This window comes from Caballeronia sp. LZ028, assembly GCF_031451415.1.
Lineage (GTDB): Bacteria > Pseudomonadota > Gammaproteobacteria > Burkholderiales > Burkholderiaceae > Caballeronia > Caballeronia zhejiangensis.
Genome location: NZ_JARUXN010000001.1, coordinates 2810359 through 2834305, shown reverse-complemented (window position 1 = coordinate 2834305; position 23947 = coordinate 2810359). Strand labels below are relative to the sequence as shown.

General features: G+C 56.1%; 13 protein-coding genes and 4 pseudogenes. 7 read left to right on the top strand and 10 right to left on the bottom strand.

Annotation, left to right across the window (positions count from 1 at the left end; genetic code table 11):
• Positions 1-136 precede the first annotated feature (136 nt).
• Both QCE58_RS13400 and QCE58_RS13395 read left to right on the top strand, forming a co-directional pair.
• Positions 137-1269 (top strand): annotated as a pseudogene (locus tag QCE58_RS13400) (IS3 family transposase).
• A gap of 144 nt (positions 1270-1413) precedes the next feature.
• Positions 1414-1577, top strand: a pseudogene (locus QCE58_RS13395) (transposase); the annotation flags it as partial.
• A 459-nt stretch (positions 1578-2036) separates the two neighbouring features.
• On the opposite strand, the gene QCE58_RS13390 reads toward QCE58_RS13395, so the two are convergent.
• Together QCE58_RS13390 and QCE58_RS13385 are read right to left on the bottom strand one after the other, a co-directional pair.
• Positions 2037-3122, bottom strand: coding sequence for a DUF3616 domain-containing protein (locus tag QCE58_RS13390; protein ID WP_250522580.1), 1086 nt, complete (start codon positions 3120-3122; stop codon positions 2037-2039).
• Positions 3123-3813: 691 nt separating this feature from the next.
• The gene (locus tag QCE58_RS13385) at positions 3814-4077 is read right to left on the bottom strand and encodes a hypothetical protein (protein ID WP_250522577.1); all 264 of its coding nucleotides are present in this window, start codon (positions 4075-4077) and stop codon (positions 3814-3816) included.
• A gap of 1177 nt (positions 4078-5254) precedes the next feature.
• On the opposite strand from QCE58_RS13385, the gene QCE58_RS13380 reads away from it, so the two are divergent.
• From QCE58_RS13380 to QCE58_RS13370, 3 genes are all read left to right on the top strand, one after another.
• Complete coding sequence (locus tag QCE58_RS13380; RefSeq protein ID WP_250522576.1) at positions 5255-6892, top strand: hypothetical protein; 1638 nt, start codon at positions 5255-5257, stop codon at positions 6890-6892.
• 151 nt (positions 6893-7043) lie between these two features.
• Positions 7044-8078 carry a GH25 family lysozyme gene (locus QCE58_RS13375; protein WP_250522575.1) on the top strand — a complete coding sequence of 345 codons (1035 nt, stop codon included), beginning with the start codon at positions 7044-7046 and terminating at the stop codon, positions 8076-8078.
• Positions 8075-10114, top strand: coding sequence for a GH25 family lysozyme (locus QCE58_RS13370; RefSeq protein ID WP_250522574.1), 2040 nt, complete (start codon positions 8075-8077; stop codon positions 10112-10114). Before QCE58_RS13375 ends, QCE58_RS13370 begins: the two co-directional genes overlap by 4 nt.
• Positions 10115-11185: 1071 nt before the next feature.
• On the opposite strand, the gene QCE58_RS13365 is transcribed toward QCE58_RS13370, so the two are convergent.
• The 6 genes from QCE58_RS13365 to QCE58_RS13340 all read right to left on the bottom strand — a co-directional run bounded on the left by QCE58_RS13365 (position 11186) and on the right by QCE58_RS13340 (position 18961).
• Positions 11186-12274 (bottom strand): protein kinase domain-containing protein, encoded by a 1089-nt coding sequence (locus QCE58_RS13365; RefSeq protein WP_250522573.1) that lies wholly within the window; start codon positions 12272-12274, stop codon positions 11186-11188.
• Positions 12275-12279: 5 nt separating this feature from the next.
• Positions 12280-12702, bottom strand: a complete 423-nt coding sequence (locus tag QCE58_RS13360; protein WP_250522572.1) for a DUF3010 family protein — start codon at positions 12700-12702, stop codon at positions 12280-12282.
• Between the two features lie 241 nt (positions 12703-12943).
• Positions 12944-14695, bottom strand: coding sequence for a Shedu anti-phage system protein SduA domain-containing protein (locus QCE58_RS13355; protein ID WP_250522571.1), 1752 nt, complete (start codon positions 14693-14695; stop codon positions 12944-12946).
• A gap of 100 nt (positions 14696-14795) precedes the next feature.
• Positions 14796-16823, bottom strand: coding sequence for an alpha-ketoglutarate-dependent dioxygenase AlkB (locus QCE58_RS13350; RefSeq protein WP_250522570.1), 2028 nt, complete (start codon positions 16821-16823; stop codon positions 14796-14798).
• 224 nt (positions 16824-17047) lie between these two features.
• Positions 17048-18139, bottom strand: coding sequence for an AAA family ATPase (locus QCE58_RS13345; protein ID WP_250522569.1), 1092 nt, complete (start codon positions 18137-18139; stop codon positions 17048-17050).
• A 6-nt stretch (positions 18140-18145) separates the two neighbouring features.
• Positions 18146-18961, bottom strand: coding sequence for a class I SAM-dependent methyltransferase (locus tag QCE58_RS13340; protein ID WP_250522568.1), 816 nt, complete (start codon positions 18959-18961; stop codon positions 18146-18148).
• A gap of 388 nt (positions 18962-19349) precedes the next feature.
• Here QCE58_RS13340 and QCE58_RS13335 point away from each other — a divergent pair.
• Both QCE58_RS13335 and QCE58_RS13330 read left to right on the top strand, forming a co-directional pair.
• Positions 19350-20357: pseudogene (locus QCE58_RS13335) on the top strand (tyrosine-type recombinase/integrase); the annotation flags it as partial.
• 218 nt (positions 20358-20575) lie between these two features.
• On the top strand, positions 20576-21391 hold the full coding sequence (locus tag QCE58_RS13330; RefSeq protein ID WP_250522567.1) for an H-NS family nucleoid-associated regulatory protein: 816 nt from the start codon (positions 20576-20578) through the stop codon (positions 21389-21391).
• A 385-nt stretch (positions 21392-21776) separates the two neighbouring features.
• Here the strand turns inward: QCE58_RS13330 and QCE58_RS13325 are convergent, their stop codons facing one another.
• Complete coding sequence (locus tag QCE58_RS13325; protein ID WP_250522579.1) at positions 21777-22256, bottom strand: lipase family protein; 480 nt, start codon at positions 22254-22256, stop codon at positions 21777-21779.
• A 567-nt stretch (positions 22257-22823) separates the two neighbouring features.
• A pseudogene (locus tag QCE58_RS13320) lies at positions 22824-23475 on the bottom strand (hypothetical protein).
• Positions 23476-23947: the final 472 nt, after the last annotated feature.

Below are 23947 nucleotides of genomic sequence, written 5' to 3'. Positions count from 1 at the left end.
ATTGCTTGCGCTTCATCGCCAACCTCCCGTTCCTATTGGGAAAATTGCCTCCGAAACACTAACACTCATTTGTGTCCAGGATTTCTAGAGCAGATCAGCCTGAGCCGGCGATAATGTAGGCAAAGGAACCGAGGACATGACGAAGAGAACCCGACGCACGCACTCAGGGCGTTCAAAGCGAAAGTGGCGCTGGCGGCAGTCAAAGGCGAGCGTACGCTGGCCGAGCTAGCGCAGCAGTTTGATGTACACCCGAACCAGATCACGGAATGGAAACGGCAGCTGCAGGGGCGTGCGGCCGACGTGTTGGAACGGCGGGCGTGGTATCGAACGAGCCGCCGGTAGACGTGAAGACCCTACACGCCAAGATCGGCCAGCTTTCTCTCGAAAATGATTTTTTAAGCGGCGCGCTCAACAAGGCGGGATTGCTGAGCGCAAAGCGATGATTGACCGTGGCCATGAGTTACCGGTGTCGCAGCAAGCAAAGCTTGTCGGCATTGCCAGATCGAGTGCGTACTATCGGCCGCGGCAGGTCAGCGAGGCTGACCAGAACTTGATGCGCCGGATCGACGAACTGCACCTGGAGTTTCCGTTCGCCGGAGCGCGAATGCTGGTCCGTCTGTTGCGCCGGGACGGCTATGGGGTGGGTCGCCGTCGCGTGCGCACGCTCATGAAGCGTATGGGGTGTGAAAGCGCTTTACTGCAAGCCCAACACGAGCCGACGTAACCCGCAGCACAAGGTTTGGCCATACCTGTTGCGCGGCATGAAGATCGAGCGCGCCAATCAGGTCTTCGCACTCGACACAACGTACATTCCCATGGCGCGCGGCTTTGTCTATCTGACGGCGGTAGTGGATTGGGCGAGTCGCAAGGTTCTCGCACACCGGGTGGCCATCACGTTAAAAGCAATACATGCCGTGGAGGCGCTGGAAGAAGCATTCGCCCGCTACGGGCTGCCAGACATCGTGAACACCGATCAGGGTAGCCAGTTCACGGCGGCCACGTTCACCGCTGCCGTACGTGAGCGCGGCGTGCGGCTGTCGATGGACGGCAAAGGCGCCTGGCGCGATAACGTGTTCGTCGAGCGCGTATGGCGCAGCATCAAGTACGAGGAGGTCTACTTGAGGGCCTACGAGTCGGTCAGCGACGCCCGGCGCTCCATCGGCGATTACTGAGCTATACAACCGGAAACGGCCCCATTCGAGCCTGGCGGATCAGACGCCGGATGAGGCATACTTCGCGACGCTGCCAGCGATCAAATCGGCAGCATGATTGCCTCGGACGCTCCACTTAAAAATCAGAAAGCTGTCCGAACTACCGAGGCCACCTCTTGTTGCGATGCGACCCAGCAAGCGAAGACAACTGAACTTGAAGAACCGTGTCGATGCAATCTACGACAAAATCGAACGACTGTAGGCCGGCATTCGTGCGAAGGTCGAGCATCCTTTCCGAATCCTCAAGCGACAGTTTGGCTACCTGAAGACCCGATACCGGGGGCTGGCGAAGAATACCGCTCAGATCATACGTTACTTGCGCTGGGCAATTTATGGATGATGCGCAAGGCGTTGCACAAAGCGTAAAGATGCCGCGCACGATTAACTCCGTGCCGGCTCTCGCTCCATTTCACAAACTGTGGGCCCTAGCGAGTCGGTCACCGACATTGCCAGACCGACGTGTCGCGACGAAAGTTCAGCCCGGACATGCTGGTCGCATCCTGCCATCGTCCATCGGGACGCAGTATTTTAAAGGGGTTGTGCAGAGGTTCCTTAAGTATTCACGCTCTGCTTCAGAATACTCGGCTAGTCGCGACTGCGTCAGTACTTAACCCAGGCGACCTCCACGATTCCCGGTGCGGTTCAGACCAGCGCGACATCGTCCTTATCGACGTTATGGCACGGACCGCCGCCATCTCGGCACGATCTACCGCGCGACGACGGGCCCGAGGGACAGTATGCGGACGCGCGAAGGTTTCGTTGCGCGTCGACAACGGCCGCCTGATCAGATTCAATGTCGACGACTCCGATGGAACATGGAATTGCTCATCGAACGATTTCCATTCCCCGGAAAGTCTTATCGCTAGTCATTTTCTTCTTGTCGCGGCCTTTTTTGCAGATGCGCTGCTCGTCGCCGTCGTCGCTCAACAAATAAATCTTCCGCATGCCGGCGATCTCGAACAGTCCCTCCGCGTGAAAAGTGGACGGCTCGATGTCCCTCCAGTGTCTAGGCTTCGCGTCCGACGCACCGCTCCATTTGAAGATCGCGAATCGCGATGCGGGGTCTCCGACCGTGCCTCCGTCGAACGGCCCCGCGACTATGAAATACTCGCCGTCGATAAGCTCGATGCTACGCACCCCCCGCTTGCCGAGATCTAGACGGATGAGGTCGCCAAATGCGGGATTCGCGCCGTGGTCCACGACGTCGGCCGGATTCTTAAGTTCGAGCACGAGCGCCTTGCCCGCGTTCTGGCTGTCAGCCTTCGCCACGAGCGGGTTTCTGAAGCCGATCAGCAAGCCACCGTTGCGCGTGGCAGCCAGTCCTTCGATGTTGAAGCCGTGGTCTTCTTCGGCACCATTGCTCATCGCCTGGTTCAGCTCTTCAAAGCGATTGTCCGACGCAAGCGCGCTCAGAAGCTTGTCGTAGGGTTTCGTATCGAGCGGCACCACGGTAGGCACGGCGCCCTTCGTGACGATACGCGTCGCGAACAAGTGTTGCCGCGTTGGGCGCGACTCGTTCTTCTTGCCCGAGTGCGACGCTATCCAGTAGATCCGGTCGCCGATCCTCGCGGCGCCTTCGAGGTCCGCTTCGTCGTCCGCGCTGGCCGCGCCGTTGAGGTAGTCCCCAACTTTGACTTCGTGGACCGCGTCGGACCTTCCGTACTTATAAACGACGAGCGAGTCGATATCGTCATCGCCCACGACGAAGTAGCCCTTCCCGAGATCGATTCCCGCCGATGCGTTGCAGAGTCCCCGATAGGTCGTGACAGGCTCCGCCGCGCGTGCCTGCGAAGCGAACGCATCGATCGCCCATGCAGCGCAGAGAGCCACAAGCCACACCAGCACAGGGCGCCACTCGCGCAGCTCAAAGCGGTGACCCTCACACGCGGATGATGTCCCGGTGACATTCATGTCGCTCACCAAATTTTCGTTGATTCTTATCCGGCGACCCACGCCGGACCCCGAGCGATTCTAAGCCAAGCGTATGTCAAGAACGCAAAACGTCAACTCATTTTCGTAGGCTTGACCCGAGTCCGTGTTCATCGCACTACTCCTGCTTCGATGGAGCTAAAAATTGTCGAACAAGCAGCTCACGCCGATGGAAACGCGATGTCCGCTTCCGACGCACTAAAGTTTTGGAACAAAAACCACGAGTCTCGATAGGCGCGGCAGCGATTCCCCCGTCATGGGACCCGTTGCACTTTCATGCGTATTCTCCGTAGTCATCGCGACAAAGACTAAGAAGCCCGTCGTGCCGATACTCGGATGCGATGACGAAGGAATAGCCGCACAAGTAGAATTGCATTACTGCCAGTAAGTGAAACTGTTGGGCGCAAATACATTTTGATGCCACGGTCTTTCAATTGTCTCCTGGCAACCATGTGCATAGCTCCATGCCGCTCAACAGAATCCGGCCTCAACCAAAATTCTTAGCGTCGAACACGTTTGACCCGACTGAGCCACGATGCGGTTGCACGGTGAAGCGAACATGGACGCGCGGATGACGACCGATCTGGTTTATGATTAGAGGCGTGTCGCGCCGACCGTAGCTATCCATCGCCGGATGCTCCTCTATTCGAGCTAGTTGCACGCTCCTACAGAGTCAATACGGCGACACCAGCTTCTCGCAACGGGCCATCAGTTGAGAGCCGTTGTGGAGCTCGGCACACCGGACCAGATGTTGGCCTCTCTGCAAAAAATAAATAATCCCCTTGTCGTCCGGCGCAAGACTTGTTGAGACAAGCCGAAAGCCATCGTTGATAAGTTGGTACATAGACTTGTCTAGCGAGTTCCATTGACCAGTTTGCGCCGCCATGCTCGCTAGGGATGCGGCGACAAGAAATAGACCTGCAAGTAGGATCTTCATGGCAAGCACACCTCTCTTCTGCTCGAACCCCTCATGAAGCGGACAGAGGCCCTCTGCCCAAGAGTCCTTCGCACACCCTTCGAACTCCGTAGCGGGCCCCAATGCAGAGCCCGGTCGATCAAAGAAAAACGACGCTTTAGTTAAACGCGCTTTTTTTGTTTTGAACGACGCTCCCACTATAGAATACTAAAAGTCGACTTCAACTTTGAATTGCGCCGCCACACTCGTCTGCGCGATAGCAGCGGCCCTGCACGCCACAGCCGCTCAGGCGAACTCGCTCACTGAAGCGAGCGCAGAGCCTGTTCACCAATCGTCGGACGATGGAGGAACTGCTCTTGTCGAAAACGGCTAAGTCGCTCGTCGCCGCCGAAAGTCGGAAGTAGCTCCGTGCGAGCGAGTAGCAAGCGCTAGCTACCATCATCTGAGTGCGTCATGACAGGCCGAATACGGGCCTCGAACGAAACGATTTTGTTTATCGGACACTCACTGCACCGCTAGCTGTGACCACGTAGATTCACCGCTCTAGTGCCTAACGAACAAGGAAGCAGCGGATTTTGCACTTTGACGCAACATCGCGAACCGTTCAAAGTGCCCAATGACCAAAACTGGCTCGGTCCGTTGCGATCTCACACAACTGACCCCATGCATTGTCAGTTCAAGAGTGGCGCATGCTACCAGACTCATCCTAGTCGTTAGCAAATGAAGCTCAGAGGTGCCATTCTTCTGACAAACTGGCGCGCGTTTTAGTCCCCATTCCCGGCCATGGTCGGCGATAGTCGTCTCGGCAAATTGTACTGAAGTCTGTACGGGCACCTTGGAATTGCACCTCGATGCCTGCATCGCACGAGTTCGTGGAAATGTATCTTGAAAGTTAGAATCCCGTAATCTAGGATCAGAAATACAACTATCGTACGGAGACTGAGACACTGCCATAGCGACCTCGTCGACCCATGCATTTCGCGCGAAACTCTGCACCACACGAGAGGTCATGACACGACGACGGGTCGCGACATCCAAAGCGCTTGTGTAGGACGAACTCCGCTTGGTTACGTGGAATGCACTCGGTGAATTTTGGCATTCGTCAATTCACCGTATATTCATGCGCAAAGCAGCGGCTAGATGTTTTGCAGTCCGGATTGATCGTGTCCCGTAGCAAATCAGTGGTCGGAGCACACAAGTGAAAAAATTCTCCCCCTGCCGCGCTTTGCTGATCTCGGCCACTATTTGGGTTGGCGGATGTAACTCGCTAACCGCGTCGGATAGACCCGCCGACGAAAAAGCCGTCCCTGTTGGCTTGCCTAACGGAGCGAATAAGGACGCCTATTGCCCACCGGCGAAATCCGGGCAGGTGCTTGAAGTCGTGCAAGTCTTGCAAACATGGGTAGTGTGTAAATATGTTAAAACGTCACTTGCGACGGGATTTCAAGATGTTCCATACTTTTCTCTCGCCATCTCGATCAATCAAGGAGGCAGCAAGGTAAATTCCGTGGACGACGTCGGTTTTTGGGGCCGGCTCGGCGGGATGTTGCATCAGAATGTAACCTCTGCCGTCATGACGCTGAAAATCAGCAGTAGCAACATCCCCAATCCACCTGAAGTTCCAATATTCGTCATAACCAGGGCAAGTGACGGTAGCTCGGCTCCGAAGACCTCATCCCCCGCCTCGACGGCGTTGCCTCAACAGATGCAAGTGATGCCGTACTCGTTGGCACCCCCTACGCAACAATGGATCGTGGCTCTGGGCTACAAGTTCTCGAGCGAAGCAAATGATCATATAGCTAGCACCGCGATTCAGATTTCGAAGCAGGTACTCAAGGTGTATCCGGTCGGTGGCGCCATCGCAAGCCTGGCGCCTGAAATAACGCACAATGATCGTGAAAAGCTAGATGGCTATGTAAGTGGCCTGCTCAGCTATTCGCTCGACCCGCCACAAGTCGCCTATGGAATGACGACGAGCGAGTACACGCAAATCGATAGCATCGTCGCGATCTTATATGACGATGTTCTCTCGTCGCCTCAAAAACAAGTTGTCGCCTACGCCACGCTGACTCCGCGATTCGTGCCTTCGTTGTACGCGACGCGGGACGTACAAGGACAACTGCATTTCCCAGGAATTGCGGAATATGGGCGCTTTATTCCGGAATTGGGAGGAAGTACGAGAGACCTGTTCAATAAGAACCATCCAGATCTCTCACGCATGCTTGAAAACGGCAGTGAGGAAGCCTTCAGGCAGGTTTGCAATAGTGGTGCCCAAGATTTCGCCAGCTACCGTCTCGCCTCAGATACAGACGCCGTGTACGCAACTTGGCTGGTTTTGATGTCATCGCCCGCCGCCGATTCGAAGAACCCGAACTTATGTACCACGGTGGTCCTTGACAGTATGGCGGATCTGCATCTGAAGCCATTTCCTTTTCAGGTTATCAAAGGCGATTCAGATCCGTCCCAGCGCAAAGAGAATGTCGCAATCTCAAATCTCAGAACCGAGCAACTTTCTGCCGCCTTTGCTCAACCGGATGTCGATGTTACGCCATTCTTCGCGGAAAAGGTCGCGTTAGTTCAACACCAAAATGTTTTGAGTGGCATTGCGGTAGATATGCCAGTGGCGGTAGACGGAAGTTCGCTCGCCAGTTCCCTAAAGGCCGGGGGCGGAACGCGATTACACAGCTACAAGCATACGGGACTGTCTTCCTCCGTAGTAAAGGCGACCCTTTCGACAGCCGGTGGAAGCTATCCGGTCACGATTCGATGGTCGGATTTGAACAAAGACGGTCAGATCACGTCGATTGACTTGGGCGCTAAAGCAACACGTCCCTGAATATCCTGCCGAGCGACTTCCGACTCTACTTCAGACGCGGTAGATTGAATATCGTGATCCTCGGTTCCTGTATGCGGGGGCAAAATACGGCTCAACTAAGTTGTGGTTCGCCCCTTTCACTTTCGCCGCCTTGAGGTATACGGCCATGCACATGCCCTTTGTGAACCTAACCATCATTGTTTGTCTTCTTGGCAACGCTCCGTTCACCGTTCTTGCACAGAACCCCGTGCCGAGCGGTGCACCAGCGACAACTGAACCGACAGATACCTCCGATACTGCTCTTGGGCTAACCTACCTAGTCGATGACCTGTCACGAAAGGACCTGTTTTCGATTATCAAGAACGCAGACGCGATGGCGAATCCCGACGAACACGCGGCAGGGGTTAGATATTTCAATCTGTACGGTCCGTTCCGATTTCCTAACGACGTTGACTTTGATTCTGTGCTTCACAGGCCAAGGGCAGATTCGCTCTTTGGCGTCGACATAAGTCATCACACGGCGTCTTCTTTTCCTATTGAAAAGCTGCGCACAAAGAAGGCTCACTTCGTTTATATGAAAGCAACTCAAGGAACAAAATTCCTAGACCCAAAATTTGCTAGTTTTTGGTCGCGAGTCGGGAGGCTGCCAAAGGGTAGCGAGGTCCATCGTGGAGCGTATCATTTCCTCTCGAGCGGGGATCCTCGCGTGTCCGCTGGCGATTGGGGAACGGCGCAGGCTGAAACATTCATAAAGGTCGTTAACGCTAACGGTGGCTTACGTCCGACGGACATGCCACCCGTGGTAGATCTTGAGTGGGATAAGGCTGCTAAAGATGCGCCGGATCGTTGGCAATACCGGACGCCGCCGGAGATCATTACCATGGTCAAAGCATTCATGGTCAAGGTGGAGACTGAACTAAAGCGAACGCCAATGATTTACACAGCGCGCTCCTGGTGGCACGAGCGCGTGGGATCAGAGAGTCAATTTGCTGCGCTATCGAATTACCCACTTTGGTTGGCCGACTACTCCCGGAAATCGCGAGCAACTGAGATTCCAAACACGATAAATGGAACGCATTGGGCGCTATGGCAATATACTGACGCCGCGAAAATGGCGATGGGCTTTGACGGCGACTTCGATGCCAACGTTTTCAAGGGGAAAACACAAGACTTTTATTCCACTTTGGGCGTGGTGGAGTTCAAATGATCACTCGAATCGTAAATGCACCGCGCTGTCAGCTGCAGCGATGCGCAGCGTTTTGCCTAGCGTTGATGGCCACATCTTTATCGACGTACGGCTCCGAGTTCTCGGGAGTTTGTCCCAACGGTGCGCCAGCGCGCGAAGCTCGATACTGCCAACTATTTGTACATTTCAACAACCAGGGCGGCAAGGCCCTCGACACACGAATCGCCGACGCAGTGGGTGTGAAAAATGCCGAAGAGACCCGTTCAATAGGTCTGGTTATCGCGATAGATAGCTATCCGAACCTGGCCGGCGCTGATATTCCTGCAGCGCGGGTAGATGGAGATCGACTTGTGGATTTTCTCGTCAATAAGCAACAATTTGACGAAGTCATCGTGCTTCGTAATGGAGATGCCACTGTTGCGAATATCGAATATTTCCTTCAAGACTACCTAGTGAATCGGGCCAAGGAATTTAATAAAAAAGCGCGCCTGCTCGTTGCGTATTCAGGACACGGACGCTATGGCAGCTCCGACGGGATGGCAGATACAAGCGCCGCCTTTGTCCTGAGTGCGGCCAAGGACGTGAATGGACCTGAGAACATGTACAACATGCAAGACCTTGCCTTGCGGATCGAAAACCTCGCGGAGCGGTATTTCCATGTGCTCACGTTGATAAATGCATGTTACGGCGCTGGCTTTTTCCTTCGCGGCGTTCCCGGAGGAAACCCCGATTCTTTCAATAAGCCCGGATCGTTGGCTATCACTGCCGGTTCCAAAGACGATTTGGTGCCATCGTTAAATCCAGCACGTGGGAGCCTCTTCTTCGACTTGCTGATCAGTGGAGTCAGCAACGGCACCGCCGACACACGTTTTCGAGATGCCTTCGGCGCAGTGTCGGGCGACGGAACAAAGATACAGCAAGGAGGATTAACGCGTTCACTTGAGCTAGTCGGGTACTTAACCAGCTCTTATCTTCGCATTGTCAATGACCGGCGACGGTCAAATGCCAGCTTCGAACTAAGTGATCCGTGGCTCGGCACAGCACAAGCGGGCATCGCGCTGGGGGGGTTCTTCTTCCTTTCCGATTATACCGGTCAGCCCGTTATGTCCGCCGCCGCTGCGTACAACAAGGAGGGGCAAGGTTCAAGCAAGACATCCAATGGGACGTCGTTCGGCGTCGAAAAACCGAATGCCGCGTCAGCATCGAATCTTTCGGAACTTGACCGTGACACAAGCAGAGACAGCTCATATATCGAATATAATGAGCTATCCGCCAACAACACGCCAGCTCCCAATGTCGCTGGTGAACCTCTTGCGATACCGGCGGGACCACTTAGCAGCATTATAGGCCGCCCCGATATTAAGATCTTCAAAGCCCCGGACGTTTATCCTATTCAGGGATACGACTTCTCATCTCGTGAGGGAACGATAGACTGGAACGTCTTTGCAACGACGCCAAGGCCCCGTTTCATTTACGCACGTGCCGCCGGATGGAAAGGGTTGGACCCGACGTTTAACGAGCGCTGGTCACATGCAAAATCCCTTAAAATTGATTACGGAGCGTACGTTAAGTACGACTTCTGCCGCTCCGTAGATGAGCAAATGGCGCGGCTTTCTAAGGTCGTGCCAGTCGATGAGCAAGCGCTGCCAATGGCGGTCGAGATTGTTCATCCTAAAGGAGAGGATTACCGGCAACTGGCTTGCCTCAACGCAGTGGGTTTGAGCAAAGCGAAAGTGTCAATCCTCCGTTTCGCAGACGCGGTGCACGAACGTTATGGGAAGCTGCCGCTGCTTTACGGAAATCGCAACAACCTTTCGACTTTGATCGATCGACGCTCGGACAAATTTATGATCTGGTTGGGCAGCTACGGCGCATCGGGAATTCAACTTCGCGGTCGAAATCCCTGGACGCTATGGCAGTTTTCGGGAACCCTGGAGGTGAAAGGAGTCGGACCGAATACTACTGCTGAAGTTTTCTTTGGGACCGAGGACCAGTACAAGTTATTCAAGGCAGGCAAGACAAACGTCGCTCTCAAAGCAGTCGAGAACGCAAAGTAACCCGTGGTCAATGCAGGCTGTGTCCGCCCGCTTCCTTTGCGTGAGGCAACGCGGTGCCTCCTGCTTTTGTCAACTGCGAAATCGCCCGCGAGCCTTTCCGCTGCCGTAGAACGTATTAATCTGTCACTTTTGCGCCAATAAATCTGGCAACTAGCCTCGGGAGCCCACGCCCGTGCCCGCTCTTCCTTGCGGGGCAAAGGTTTGATGGAGCGAAAGCACAGTGTCACCGACAAAGGTCAGTTCGGCAGGGTGGGGCGGCAGGCAGCACAGCAAAGTCGAGTAGCCATGAAGCATATCTCGCGCGGGCAGCACCGGCCCGAGGGCGGACAAGCTCAGCCCAGACAGACATCGGCCTAGATAATGGGGCAGCAAGCTAAGCCCGCGCTGTTTCGAGCCGAATAGCTCGCAGTATGTGATTTTCGGCGCGGAATGAAACACGACGGTAAGGGAAATGCTGCGACAACCAGCTCGTGCTGGGCATGTCGGCTTTCCCTTGTTGAAACTTACGAAAACGGGCGGCTCTCCTCGCGAGTACTACCCGTTAACTAAGTAGCCTTTCACCGTCGTCCATCAGAAGCGGCTTCAGAATCCATTCGTCAAAATCCTGACAGCCGCTACGGAAGAGTTCGTCGCTGCCGGTGAGCGCGACGATGCGTGCCGATCCTGAGCGGCCTTTGCGAATTCCAATGCAAACGCTCTGGCCGTCGGTGTCTGGCAGCCAGAGATCCAGGAAAGATCAGATCGAACGCCTCGGCGGCCGCAGCATGCACGGCTGACGCGCCGTCGTATGCGACCGTACTTTTATCAGGATGTCCATGAAGTGCTCCCAATTGGGCCCTGCCTACGACCGCCGCGCGCGAGGACCACGTTCGTATTTAGAAGAAACAGAAAGACTCCGTCTAAGGAATTGGTCGACTCCCGCCAAATTCGATGCGCGCAGTGTTTGCTGGCGCGAATCCGGATAGGGTCGGTCGACTTGTTACCGAACAACATGCGCTTCTTGCAACCTACTCTGCTAGCGTCCCGCTGCTGCTTCTGTCTTATGTTCAAGCGAGAAAATGGATCGCAACGTCAAACGACGGCCAAGATTCCAAGGACCAGTTCGTTGATCGTAGTTCCGTCGAAACTATGATCGTTTCGCCATTCGCCTCCTCGCCTCTTTTGAACGCCAAGACCGTGACCAAGATCCGTCAGCCGGTAGCTTGTCGGACTGTGAAATAAGCACGGTAGACCGTCGATCACCTGCCAGTCTAGAATTGTGGGTCTGAGTTCGTGCAGCTTTGCCATAAACGAGGACGCAGAGGAGAATCGTTTGGATTCGTCAACGTGACAAGCTTTCTTTATGATCCTTTTGAAGCTATCAGGCACCCATGCAGGCAGGGAATTGAGGCGCAATAATTTACCTGCTGTAATCTTCCCTTTAATGCACTGGTCGATATATTCGCCTCTATCTCTCGGCGAGGACATCGCCTCGTAGTGATGTAACTCTCCACGGGAAAGATATGCAAGGCCGTCATATGGCAAAAATCCTCCTAACAGCTGGTAAAAGACGACGCCGGTTTGATAGATATCACCAGCAATGCCATAAGCGTTGCGGACAATCGATTCCGGAGGACGATACAGCAAAGAATGACTGGAAGCTGGGATCGACCCTACGTTTTCAGGAAGTCGCTTAACCGAACCGAAGTCGCCGATCACGGCGACGCCCTGTTCGGTCAGGTAAATATTAGAGGGTTTCAGGTCGCGATGCAGAAAGCGCCGCTCATGTAAATGACTAAGACCAGACAGTACCTGATATGTCTTCTCAAGCCCTGCCAAATTCCCGATCGAGGTTTGCTCAAGAACATCATCCAGATCGCCTTTCGAGCAGTCCGGCGTAATGAAGTATGCATACTTGTCGTCTATCACGCCGGCATCGTGAATCGGCAGGACGTGTTCTGATGCAATGGCGGCTAGCTGCTTGGGTTCCGCGTGATATTCATGCCTTCCTCCCCAATAATAGAATTTCACCGCGACCGTTACATCGGTGATCCGATTTCTACCAAAGAAAACGTAGCCGTTGGCTGCTTTCTTATCCTCCCGAGTGAAATCGATGCTGTTAGATAGAGAGGTTAACGCACCTCGTATTTCGACAGGCGCACTCGTACTGGCTATTGACAATTTGCTCATCGTTTTGAGATAAAAGCGCAGGCGGTGAGAAAGGCTTCGTGCTGATACTTCTTCAACGACGCAGGGATTTCGAAAGCATGTTTCTTCTTCGACGCAGCAATAGTAGGAGCTGAAAGAAGTGCCACATTGCAATTATCTAGCAACTGGAAGAGCCCCTCGATTTTGAAGGTAATCGGGCCGCCAGCGTAATCTCCTTTTTTTCCGCGCTTCTTTATCGCAATATGCGTAATGTGATTATCTCGAACGAAGCCTTCCGCCAACGAAAAAAAGGATTTCACGTGCGCCGATTCGTCGTCTTGTTCGAGCGTTATTTTCCTCGTGTCATTTACGCGGTGGTCAGGCGCAGCTTCGATGTCATCGACTTCAACTACGGCGAGAATTGCTTCACGCCCTTTTATTTCGATTCCACAGACAATCATATCGTTCCTTGAATGAAATATAGTTCACCTTGCCGAACGTCGAGCAAGCACCACGACCGGACTCTAAGATCTTCCCTTCTTGCCGATCGAATTTGAAGGATCACTACTACCCACCGTGGCGCAGGAATGTAATTGGTCGCTAGGAGGGCCACTACTTAACTAAACAACGGCGCCACACCTTATCTAACTTTCCGGCCAGTTAGTCCTGCTCAACCTAACCAACTGCTCCGCAAGGCTTAGATCATATTTCCTGCGTTAGTAACCAGTCAATCTGCCGTCTCGCTGTAGCAATGAGATCCGAAAAGGTTGCAGCTTTTACATCTGGTTCGATGTTGTGCGTCGGGAAATCAGGAGAGCGCTTCCCGCCCATCACGAGCACTTTGATTGCCTTACCGACGGCCTTACTCAAGTCATGGCGGTAATCGATAGCCTGGCTGTAGTCGTCGCGGTTTAGCGAATGAGATGGGCGCTTGAATTCAATCAGAAGGCACTCACCCACCACGTTTTCGTTGAGCAGCAAGTCAGGACGTTTGCTCCCACGTTTTCCATTGAACTTCTTGCCTGTGAACTCCTCGATCTGGCGTTGCAACGTCTGGTTTGAACTGAAAAGAGAATACTGGGGCCCCAGAATCCAGAGGTTTCTCTCGATGGCTTTATGCATCTGCGCTTCGGATGTCTTGTCAAGTCGACTGAGCTCTTCCAGAGAGTCGAGAAAATCTCGCCTTGCATTCGCTTGGTCGACCAGGTGTGCGATGTCGGCAAGTCCGAAGTCGTCGAGCGCCTCGGCCAGCGACGCCACATCTCGTTTCCTCGCCTCTGCTAGGTGCCGGACGACGACGGCGTAATCAGACCGCTCAAGTGCCTCCAGCAAAACGAAGACGAGTGGTTCAATCTTCTCCGACGGCTCTCCGTAGTATCGATCGAGGACTTTCCGGATGGCCTTCTCAGCGAACTCTCTGCGGTTTTCTGGGAGCGCTGCGACACGCTCTTGGATGTCGCGTCTCAACCGCGCGTGAGCGAGTTTAATTTCCTTTCCGTGCTTTTCCTTGAAGGCAGCAAGAATGACGGGGCGGATCGCCTCCGTTACAGACGCAAGCAACGTACTGTTCTCAATCAGCGAGTCCCAACCAGCAGTTACATGCTCGCGAAGACCGTCCGCCTCGACCTCGCCGTAGAGCCGGCGCAAAAGCTTCGGCGGAAAATCATCTAGTTCATCGAGGCCGAAAAAGGACGGCTTCCCAACTACTTTGCCGTCGACTTTCACGACGATTCCTGCTTGTCGTGCTACCGATTTCTTGTCGGCTATCGAGAACCGAAGCCGCACTGAGCCGACTTCTCCGGTGGCGAGTTCTTCGCTGCGAAACGAGCCAACTATGTCGTCAACATCAAGCGGCTTACGGTCCACCACGAGCGCGAAATCGTGCGCTCTGCCATAGTCTTGGAGCAAGAGCTGACGAAACTTCTCAGCACTTGGGAACTTCAGCTTTCTGTCGAGGTGCGAAAGGACAATTCTGGTGCCATGTCGAATTGGATCACAAGGCTCCGTGGACAATTCGATTGGAAGGTGCTCAATATCATTGACGTCGAGCAGGTCTTCCAACCTGAGCGTAAAACTTGTCCGCGTACCTCGAGCGCACGTCTCAAGGAACATTACGGAGGCTGCCATCAAGCCGGCGAATTTTCCTATGCCTTTGCGTCCCTTCACACGACGTCGTTTGGTGACCGTCAACTCGCCACTACGCTTCCTTCGGTCTGAGGCAATCGACAGATAGTGCTCGTTGAGCTCCTTCTCTGTCATCCCGCTCCCATCATCTTCGATGACAATCGGGTCATCTCCCATGGGTTGCGGCAACGAAATGGCGACGTTCTCTGCGTCGGCGTCCCAGGCGTTGTCCACGAGTTCCTTGAGCGCCTTCTCGCTCGACGGATACTCCTGACTCAGCAACTGCGCAAGGCGAGAGTTGACCTGGAACCGCGATATTCTTGTACTCATCGCAAATATTCGAAAACGATCGATCGTCTTTCAGAGTAGTCTACGCGCGACGCGAGGACCTTGCGTTGCATGCTTTCAGCGACTAGCCAGACCGAACGACTCAGCGTGCTCGAGCCTTGGCGCCGGCACTCCCAGTGGCGGAAGAAACTCTGATCTTTCGGAATGTGAGCGAGATCCTTCGCTGACGCGCTACCGAACCTTCCTTCTTGCGATTCGGAATCTCGTGCGTCCACACCTCTCGCGCGTCGCCGGACATCACAGCAGCGCTGCGCTGGTGAAGGAGATGTTCCACCTTGCGGTCATCTTTTGGATGCCGGAACACCATTCCCCAAGACTCGTTCAGGCTGATAGTCACCACAGGACCGTCGAAGCATTCGAGACAGTCGACGTGCTTGGATATCCCTTGATTTCCGACATACTCGTTGACGATGACCTGATCAGGCATTTGTGGCACGACACCTTCGTCTACGAGACGAGTAGCAATCCGCGCAGCCCATGGCGGTAGTGGGCCAAGATACAAAGATCCCTCAACTCTGCGGGCCCGGTAATCGTACTTCCAACCGTAGTGCTGCACGCGACGCTTGAGATCAGGAAGCCATGGACCTTCATCGACCGCAGTAATCAATTCCCTCTCCTCTGCCTCAGATACGAATTCTGGGAATAGCAACAGGCCCGGAGGACTATCGAAAGTTTGCGGCGTTAATGAACGATGCGCCCGGTCACTGAGACCAGGTAGCAAATGCTCATTTTCGGAAGGACTGCGCGCCGCGAGAGCCTTCGGCGCAGCAGGAAGTCTTTCCGGAGCAATCCCGATTGCAAGCCAGTCTCGGAAACTGTCCACATCAACTTCTTCACTTATTTCCACGCCATCGGGGAGGAAGAAGTCAACTTGGCCCTTGACCATCAGCTCCTTGCCAGCGCTATTGACGAATACCTCGCCATCGCCCGTGCAGTGGAGACTCATGTCCTTCAGCCGCAAGCAACGCTTGAGCGCAGAAGGGGCGAACTGCTTGGCCAATTCGAATGCTTGCTGGCGAACGTCCGGACGAGAATAATCGGCTCTGAACCAGTCCCCTCTTGCAACTCTCCTTCGTTCCGCCCAAACATGATCAGCCTCGGTCAGTTGGACTTTGGCCTCTGTGAGTTGCCAGCTGAGAGCATGGGCAAATGCGTTGGGCCAAGGCATCGTGTCATCCGACTCCGGCGCAGCCCAGTTCCATGTGCGAACTGCCAGAAGGTCGTGAGAGTGCGGAAGGCCACGGAACGTCGCGCTAAGGTCGCGAAAGCCCGTAACCAGTCCACAGAGCATGGCGCCTGTCCACCAAACCGCGGGGGACATCGTTGGGAACCTCTCAATCCAACCCAGGAAGTTCTCAGGCTTAGGGCGTAACAAAACAAGCTGCAACGCAAGCCCCAAGGGATCTTCACCCGTTCGTCGTGGGTCAATTACGGCTTTGTCGCGCAACACCTCCTTGGATTCGTCACGAAGCTTGCTCATCGAGGCGGAGTCGGCCCCGCGCGTGACCGCATTTTCGATGATTGAATCGACTAATTCGATTGGCCGCCAAGCCTCACGAAACTCAATTGAACCAAGAACGTCGATGATGGCCGACCACAGTGGAGGGCCACCCTCTCGACTTTTGCTATTCCAGATCGGGTAATCAAGCCAAGCTGCTCCGAGCGCGGCTGCCGAATGCTCACGCCCTGCTCTTTCCGACAAGGAATCAAGGAAGACATCAAGCCAAGGGTCAATCGTTGGGACGGCCCAAGCAGCCATCGCAGCAGCACCTCTGAGCGCATTCCAATTGACCGGCGGTCGCAAACGACGACCGGATGACGGACGTGCACTTGCGGGCTCCATCCTCCTCACTTGTTCGACGTCAATTCTGAGATCACCCAACGCTACGTTGTCGAAGCTTCTCGCCGTGGCGGCGAGGCGAGCACGTTCGCTGTCCGAGTTACTCGCAAAACTACGCACCGCAGACAACGGTAAAACGCCGGGCCAGATGACTTCTCTGTCGGTCAATCGAACGGTGCGGACCGAATCTTCAACCCAGTTGCAATCCCGGTATATCGGCACTCGAAGGTCTGGCAATCGCTGCGGGTCAATCCAGACGACCACTCTCATGCGTGAGTCGGAGACGTCGAAATCGAGACACGCGTTGACCCCCATCCGTAAGTCACTTGCCCCCGGCGCCACTGGCCACCACTTGTCCACGAGAAAGCCCAACCACTCTCGACTGTCGAGTTCGAGAGCGAGGCGGACCGCTGCGTTTTCGACCCGCTGAACGGGCACTGAACACGCTTTCTCCTCCTGGGAGAGTAGGTCCATCTGTCGTGACGTGTCTTTTGTCATCTGGCGAGCAAGGCGGCGGGCGGTAGCCCGGAAATTTGAGCGGCGGACAAGGCGATGGGACCGTCGACAAGATTCAGGGAGTCGCGCGCTCGCGCACAGAGCATGTACATTCGACGGGCTTGCTCATTCGTAGCGCATGGCAGCGAACGACTCAAATCTTGTAAATATACCGCATCGAACTCGAGGCCAATTACCGACTCGCTTGAAAGCACCGTCACTCCAGGATCAAGCAATCTGATTCCGCTTGCCGACCCCGCGCCGCGGCTGACGTAGGCGTCAACTCGAGTCCCTTCCGGCAGAAGCGCGGCGATTGTTTCGCGCAAGGCCAGAACATCATCGCGAAGATGCAGGATCACGCCAATCGATCCCGATCGGTTCTCGAAGCGAGTGGCCACCAAGCCCGCAAATTGGTCCCAATCGGTGACCTGCGTTAGCGTTGGCATCTCTCCCCCGCGCCCGTTGCGCTGAACGAGGCCAGGCGGAAGAACCGCGGACCGATGGAAGTGTTCTGCCACGTCAGCGATTTCGCTCGTGTTTCGATGATTCATCCGCAGACAATGCGGCGCAGGCATTCCGGCTGCACAAATGTCGCGCAGCGTGGCCCGCAACGGGTCGGTCGTCTGGTCTTCATCTGCGAAGACGGTAACCGTCCTGGCGGCAAAACGAACTGCCCACCTGAAGAACCCTTCCGGAAGGTTTTGGCCTTCATCGACAATCAGATGGTCCAGCGCAGGCACGACGCCCGCCATTTCGTATTGTCGAATTATGGTGTCGAAGTCATAGATGTATGGCGCGACCGTTGGCGCATATCCACCCAACGTGGCTCGATAAGCGTTGGAAACAAACGTGTGCATCGTCCTCGCGACAACAGCGCCGTCATCGAGTTGTTCGGCCAGCGCGGCTAGCATTTTGTTTCGCGTGACGAGGACGACGACCTGCCCCAGCTCCCGCAGAAACCTCGCGCGATAGACCGCAAGGGAGGTTTTCCCTGAACCGGGCGGACCGGCAACGAACAAATGCTGATCGGGGTCGTGCTCGTAGACGACCATCTGTTCGCCTACCAGGTCGCTCAATTTGGGCAGTCGCATTGCTATTCAAATAATATTGAGAATCGTCCGAGCTTGCCGGTAAATCAAGGCGTAGTGGAGCTCGGTCGGCCTCTTGTCTGTGTCATCGAAGGTTTCCGTGCCTTCGATGAACAGGTCAAACCCCCCCGTGCGCAGGCCGTCGAGGAAAGCGGGAAACTTGGCGCGGTTGAACGGAAGTGCGCTGTTGGTGTAAAGCACCGCGACCGGTCCTGGACCAACACGATCAAGCGTGACGAGTATGTCGGCCACGAGTTCTTCAACATCGAGCGTCGGACTCGCCAGCAGATAAGAAGCGACGACGATTGTCCACTCACCTCGCACAGGGCCGAAATCGGCTGCAGCGAGATCGTTACCGAACCAAACGGACGAACGCGGATGGAGCGCAGAGCGGGCTTCTGCTGCCTCCTCTAGGCGACGCGCAAGTCGAAGCATCGAACCGGCACGATCGACGCCGAAATACCGAAACGCGTTCTCGCCGAAAACCGATGCGAACGCAAGGCCGGCGGTAAACGGACCACATCCGATGTCGATTACAGTTGGCCGAGCTATGGCTTGCTCAGACTCCAAAAGGAGGCTGAAGGCATGGGTCAATTCATCGAGGTGACGACGCTGATTGTAGCGTGCGTACAGAAGCGCCCTATCGTCACCCGACAGGTGACCGACGGCAGCGTCGAAATCCGCCTGTCCGCCGCCGATTACGTCGCGAAAAATTCGATTCTTCGGCCACCCCAAGAACGTTCCGGGAGTGGTCCGCGCGTCATCATCGATGGTTCTGTCGATCTCCTCAGCGAGAAGGTCCGTGAGCCATGGTGCAATGGTCATGAGAGGTCTCGGGCAAGCAGCGTGTACAGGTCGACTGACTGATAAGCCCTCGAGAGCTTCCAACACCAGCTACGAAGATGCTTTGCGTCTCGTCCTGGCACGGCGGAAGGCTTCACAGTTCGGCTAAGTTAACGGCCGATCGTAGTTTTTCTTTAGTTAGATTTCGCCTGTGTCTTCGCATCATGCGCGGGCGTTGGTGCCGTCGCCCCTCAACCAGCGTCCGAGGTATAACAAGTCGATGTCTATGCCGGCATATTGCGATAAGTTTTCTTATCGTAATCGCCTGATTTCGTGCCTAAACTGGAAGGCATGAAAACGCGTGTGCCCTCCCGTGCGTCGCACGTCGTCTCGCCAGATGCTCGCGATCGTGCCGCTCGGCCCGATCTTCCTGGGTACCCAGCGCACGTACCGGAAAGAAGCCGAGCGCCTGATCCTCTGGGCGATCGTTGAACGCAGTCGCGCGTTGTCGTCGCTGACGACCGAAGATGCGGTGGCGTACCGCGCGTTCCTGCGTCGGCCGACCCCGCACGCGCGGTGGGTGGGGCCGCTGCGCCCGCGCCACTCGCCCGACTGGCGCCCATTCGCCGGCGGCCTGTCGGCGCGCTCCACCGCCCACGCGCTCTCCATTCTGAATGCGCTGTTTCGCTGGTTGATCGAGCAACGCTACGTGCTGGCGAATCCGTTTTCAGGGATAAAAGTGCGCGGTGCGTCGCGCGCGACGGCGATCGACGCCGCGCGGGCTTTCACGGAAAGCGAGTGGCAGCTCGTCCGAGTAATCGCCGACGGCCTCGAATACTCCTACGGCTGGTCGGTACCCGCAGCGCAACGGCTGCGGTTTCTGTTCGACTTCGGCGTGGCGACGGGTTTGCGGGCGGGTGAACTGATCGGCACGACGCTGCGGCAGATCGAGACCGATCCCAGCGGACTGCACTGGTTGCGGGTCACCGGCAAAGGAGCAAAGGTGGGCAAAGTCGCCCTGCCGCCACTCGCCTGGAACGCGCTGACAACCTATTTGCTCGCCAGACAACTGCCCGTTTCGCAAGTACGTTGGGCGCTCAACACTCCGTAGATCGGCCATCTCGACTCGGAGTCGGCTCAGGCGATTAGTGGGGTGCGGCTCTGGGCGGTATTGAAACGGTTTTTTAAGCAAGTCGCGCAGGTGCTGGAGGCGGATCACCCGCCGCTTGCCGATAAATTGCGCGCGGCAACCCCTCACTGGATGCGACATTCCCATGCTTCGCTGGCGCTCTCCAAGGGCGCCGAACTCACGTCGGTTCGGGACAATCTTCGGCATGCGTCCGTGGCGACGACGTCGATTTACTTGCACTCGGACGACGTGAAACGGGCGCGCCAGTTGACGGACGTGTTCGGCGCGAAGTCGTCGAGCGAGAAGTAATCGACAGCGCAAGGCCACGCGAAAGTAGACCTTCCCCGACTGATAGCGAAATCGCTTTGCTTCCGCAAACTCAGTATTCGCTGTGCATCGTTCTATAAAAGAATATTCGCGATCTTAATGAGAAACTCATTCGGCACCGACGTCTGTCTAGGCGTCGCAACATGTCCTTTATAAGCTTGATGTGGCATAGTGCGACGATGACCAATAAGGGGAAATCGATGGCTACGCTAAAAGGACTACAAGACAAGATCGCCAAGCTTCAGGCGCAAGCCGAAGCAATCGCGAAGAAAGAGTCGTCGGCCGTCATCGGAAAAATCCGTGACTTGATGGAGAAGCACGGCCTGACGCCGGACGATATCGCCGCGCATTTCCGTAAGCCTGCCGCGGGTCGCCAATCTGCAGCCGCAACGAAATCCGCAACGCCAGGAGTGGCTAAATACGTCGATCCGAAAACCGGCGCGACATGGACCGGGCATGGTCGCGCGCCGGCATGGATCGCCAATGCGAAAAATCGCGACAAGTTTCTCGCCAGTGCAAACAGTCGGCCGGCGGCAGTTGCTGAGAAGAAGCCGAAAGCGGGCAACTACGTGCGCGGTCCGCAAGCGCCGAAGTATCGAGATCCGATAAGCGGCGAGACGTGGAGCGGTCGGGGACGTGCGCCGGCCTGGTTAGCCACGGCGAAGGATCGAACGCAATTTCTGATCGAAAAGCCAGAGGTTGCGTCAGCAAAATCGGATTCGGCACCTGCCAAAAATGCGACGAAGAAGGTTGCCGTGAAGAAGGCGGCGAAGAAGACGGCAACCAAGACGGCGGCAGTGAAGAAAGCGTCAACCGCCAAGTCAGCAGAGAAGGCAGTGAGCAAAGCATCCTCGGCTGCCAAGAAGACCGCCCCGGCGACCAAGAAGACAGCTGCTAAAAAGGCCACCGTCAGAAAAACGCCGACGAAACGCGTTGCGGCGAAGAAGTCGGCCGTGGTCGAAGCACCCACTCCTGCGGTTGAACCGAATGTAACAAGCGCGGTGACCGCGGCGTAAGAGGCGACTGCAAATCGTCGTTCTCGACGAAAAGCGGGGCTCAAATGAGCCCCGCTTTTTACTCAGCGATGAAGGATCGCGCAGGGCCTAGTTGGGGTAAAGCGTAATATTCGCGCGAAATCTGGCGGTTGCAAGGCATCGAGCCGCCTGCGCATCGCTCCGCCGGCGATGGAATCTCGCGCAATCTGTGAAAACGCCAGTCCATGCTATTTGAGCCTTTTTCTGATCTCACCGCCATTTTTTTCACGGATCGAACGAAGGCCCCAATCCCCAATCGAGGCGCGGTGGTGTCGATCAATATCCCGAGCTCGCCGTCGGGCAACGATCATCAGGCTTTGATTCGCGTGGGCGTACGGCATCCGTTCTGTTCGATCGAGCCAGCGTGTCATGGCATGAAGCAGCGCACGTAATTGATGGGCGCGTGATCGGCGAGACCGCGCACCACCACATTGCCGGTTTTCCACGCGTCATGCAGCAGGTAATCCACGCGCGCGGCGGTGCGATCGTCGCGCACGAAGGCTTCATCGTTAGAGGAAGCCAGCACGCCTTCGCGCGTTAGGTAAGCGGCCTCGCCGGCGTGAACATAACCGCCGACTTCCGGCGGCAATTCGGTTACGACATCGCAGCAATCGACCAGCCGCATCATGTCGATACCGGCAAGCGTCGCGCCGAACGCGGCATCGCCCACGCGCGGCGAACCGATCGTGATGAGCCTCTCCGGTTCGATCAGACTGGCATACAGCGTCGCGATGGCCGCGCCGAGGCTATGGCCGGTCACGATCAGGCGCTTGCGGGCGGCTTGCGTCTGCTCCAGCCACCGCTCGACCTCGGGCAAAACACTGCGCGCCGCGCTCGCGAATCCCATATGCACGCGGCCCGCCTTTTCGGTCCAGTCGGTCAGTGTGAGGGCGAGAATCAGCGCCGAGATCGGTGAGCTGAGTCGGTTCCGTGCCGCGAAATGCGAGCACGCACAGGCCGTCCGACGATCGCGATGCGCCGAAGCCTTGCGTGCCCGTGGCGGGGTCCTCGAAGATGGTGACGTCACCGAAGCGTACGCGGCCGAGCGCTTCTTTCAGGCGTGCGAGTCCGGCGTCGTGATCTTCGTAGTGCACATAGGCGAGTCGCGCGAGTTCGACGGACAACGCCACTTCGTCGTACTCCGCGCCAGGCACGAATACAGTGTCCCGCAGTTGCGGCGAGTCGAGCGCGACGCGGCTCGGGTCATAAGGGATGCTCGGCATCATGACCTCCACGATCGACGTAAACATCAGGACGCGGGCGCTTCGCTCGCAAGGAAGTTACCCGCGCACACATTGGATCCGTAGAGCATAACGGAGTGACGCTTGGTGCCCGAACCCGGAAGTCAAATCAAGAGACGGGCTCGATGCTGAGTGCGTCAGTTACCTGCGAAAACAGCACCGCCCAGATTCGTTCAAGTTCGACGATTTTCCTCACAATCGTCCCAGTACCGCAGTGGGTCGCGATGGTCTGGATAACGTGAATCAAGCCACGCTGCGAGCTTCGTCCAATCTGGATGGTGGGTTCCGGTTCGTGCCGACCAGTTCGACGATCGCTCGAGAATTCGACCCGTCCCGCGATCGCGAACAAGCACGCTGCCGAGACCGCTCGAAGTGTTTGCCTGTGATTCGATAAGGTAACGTGGCAGGAGCCTGAGTTCAGCATCCTTGGCCCACCCGTATAACCCGCGAACTACGCCAGCGGCGTCTCGCAATTCGGTGGGGCCGCTTTCCGAGCGAACCGCTGTCCACCCTTCAGGAAACGCCGCGACAACCTCGTCTTTGCCTTCTCTCACCCACTTCACGCGCAAAGCCCGCGTCATCGCTTCGCGCATGCGAGGCACCGACAGGTACCCCGGCGGCAGTTCGATCGACACCGGCAGCGTGACCAGGTTGTCTTTCCAGAATCCAGAAAACGGATTCGTCCTCAACGCGCTTGACGACATTGGACACATCTGGCGCGAACGGATTCTCGGGGCGGCTCGACACGCTCGCCTTTGCCGATGGCAACCCCTCGAAGAGGCGCTCAGCGTCCTGACGGGTCAGTTTCGACTTTCCTTTATCCATGTTCTCTCAGTGCCAAGTTTGGATCGGCTCGAACGCGCAAGTGCCCGTCACTACAAAGCGGTCTAGTCGAGCGACGACGATCGCGCATATGATCTCACGCTCTCAAGCTCGCGTTCATCGTCGCCGCTAACCTGTTGACCTTGGGCCGACGCCGCGGGGCGGGAAGCAAACGACAGTCACAGTGTGTGGAGCTCGCTCGCTTGCAAATCTTGTCGCCAACCGGATCGGGCGCAAAAGTTGTCAGCAAGGGTGACGGTCACGATGCTCCGCCGCGTCCAAAGAGAACTCAACTTGTAGCAACAAGGGCATTCGTAAAACCTTACGGCAGGCGGCTCGGAAGTCGGCTGCCGCCAGATTCGCCCAAACAGCGCGATGAACCCTATTGAGGAGAAATCCGGCATTGACGGTTAGTTGCACTGATGCGCTACTTGCCAAACGGCTTCCCGCTCCCTCACCTTCCTGGAAAGTCTGA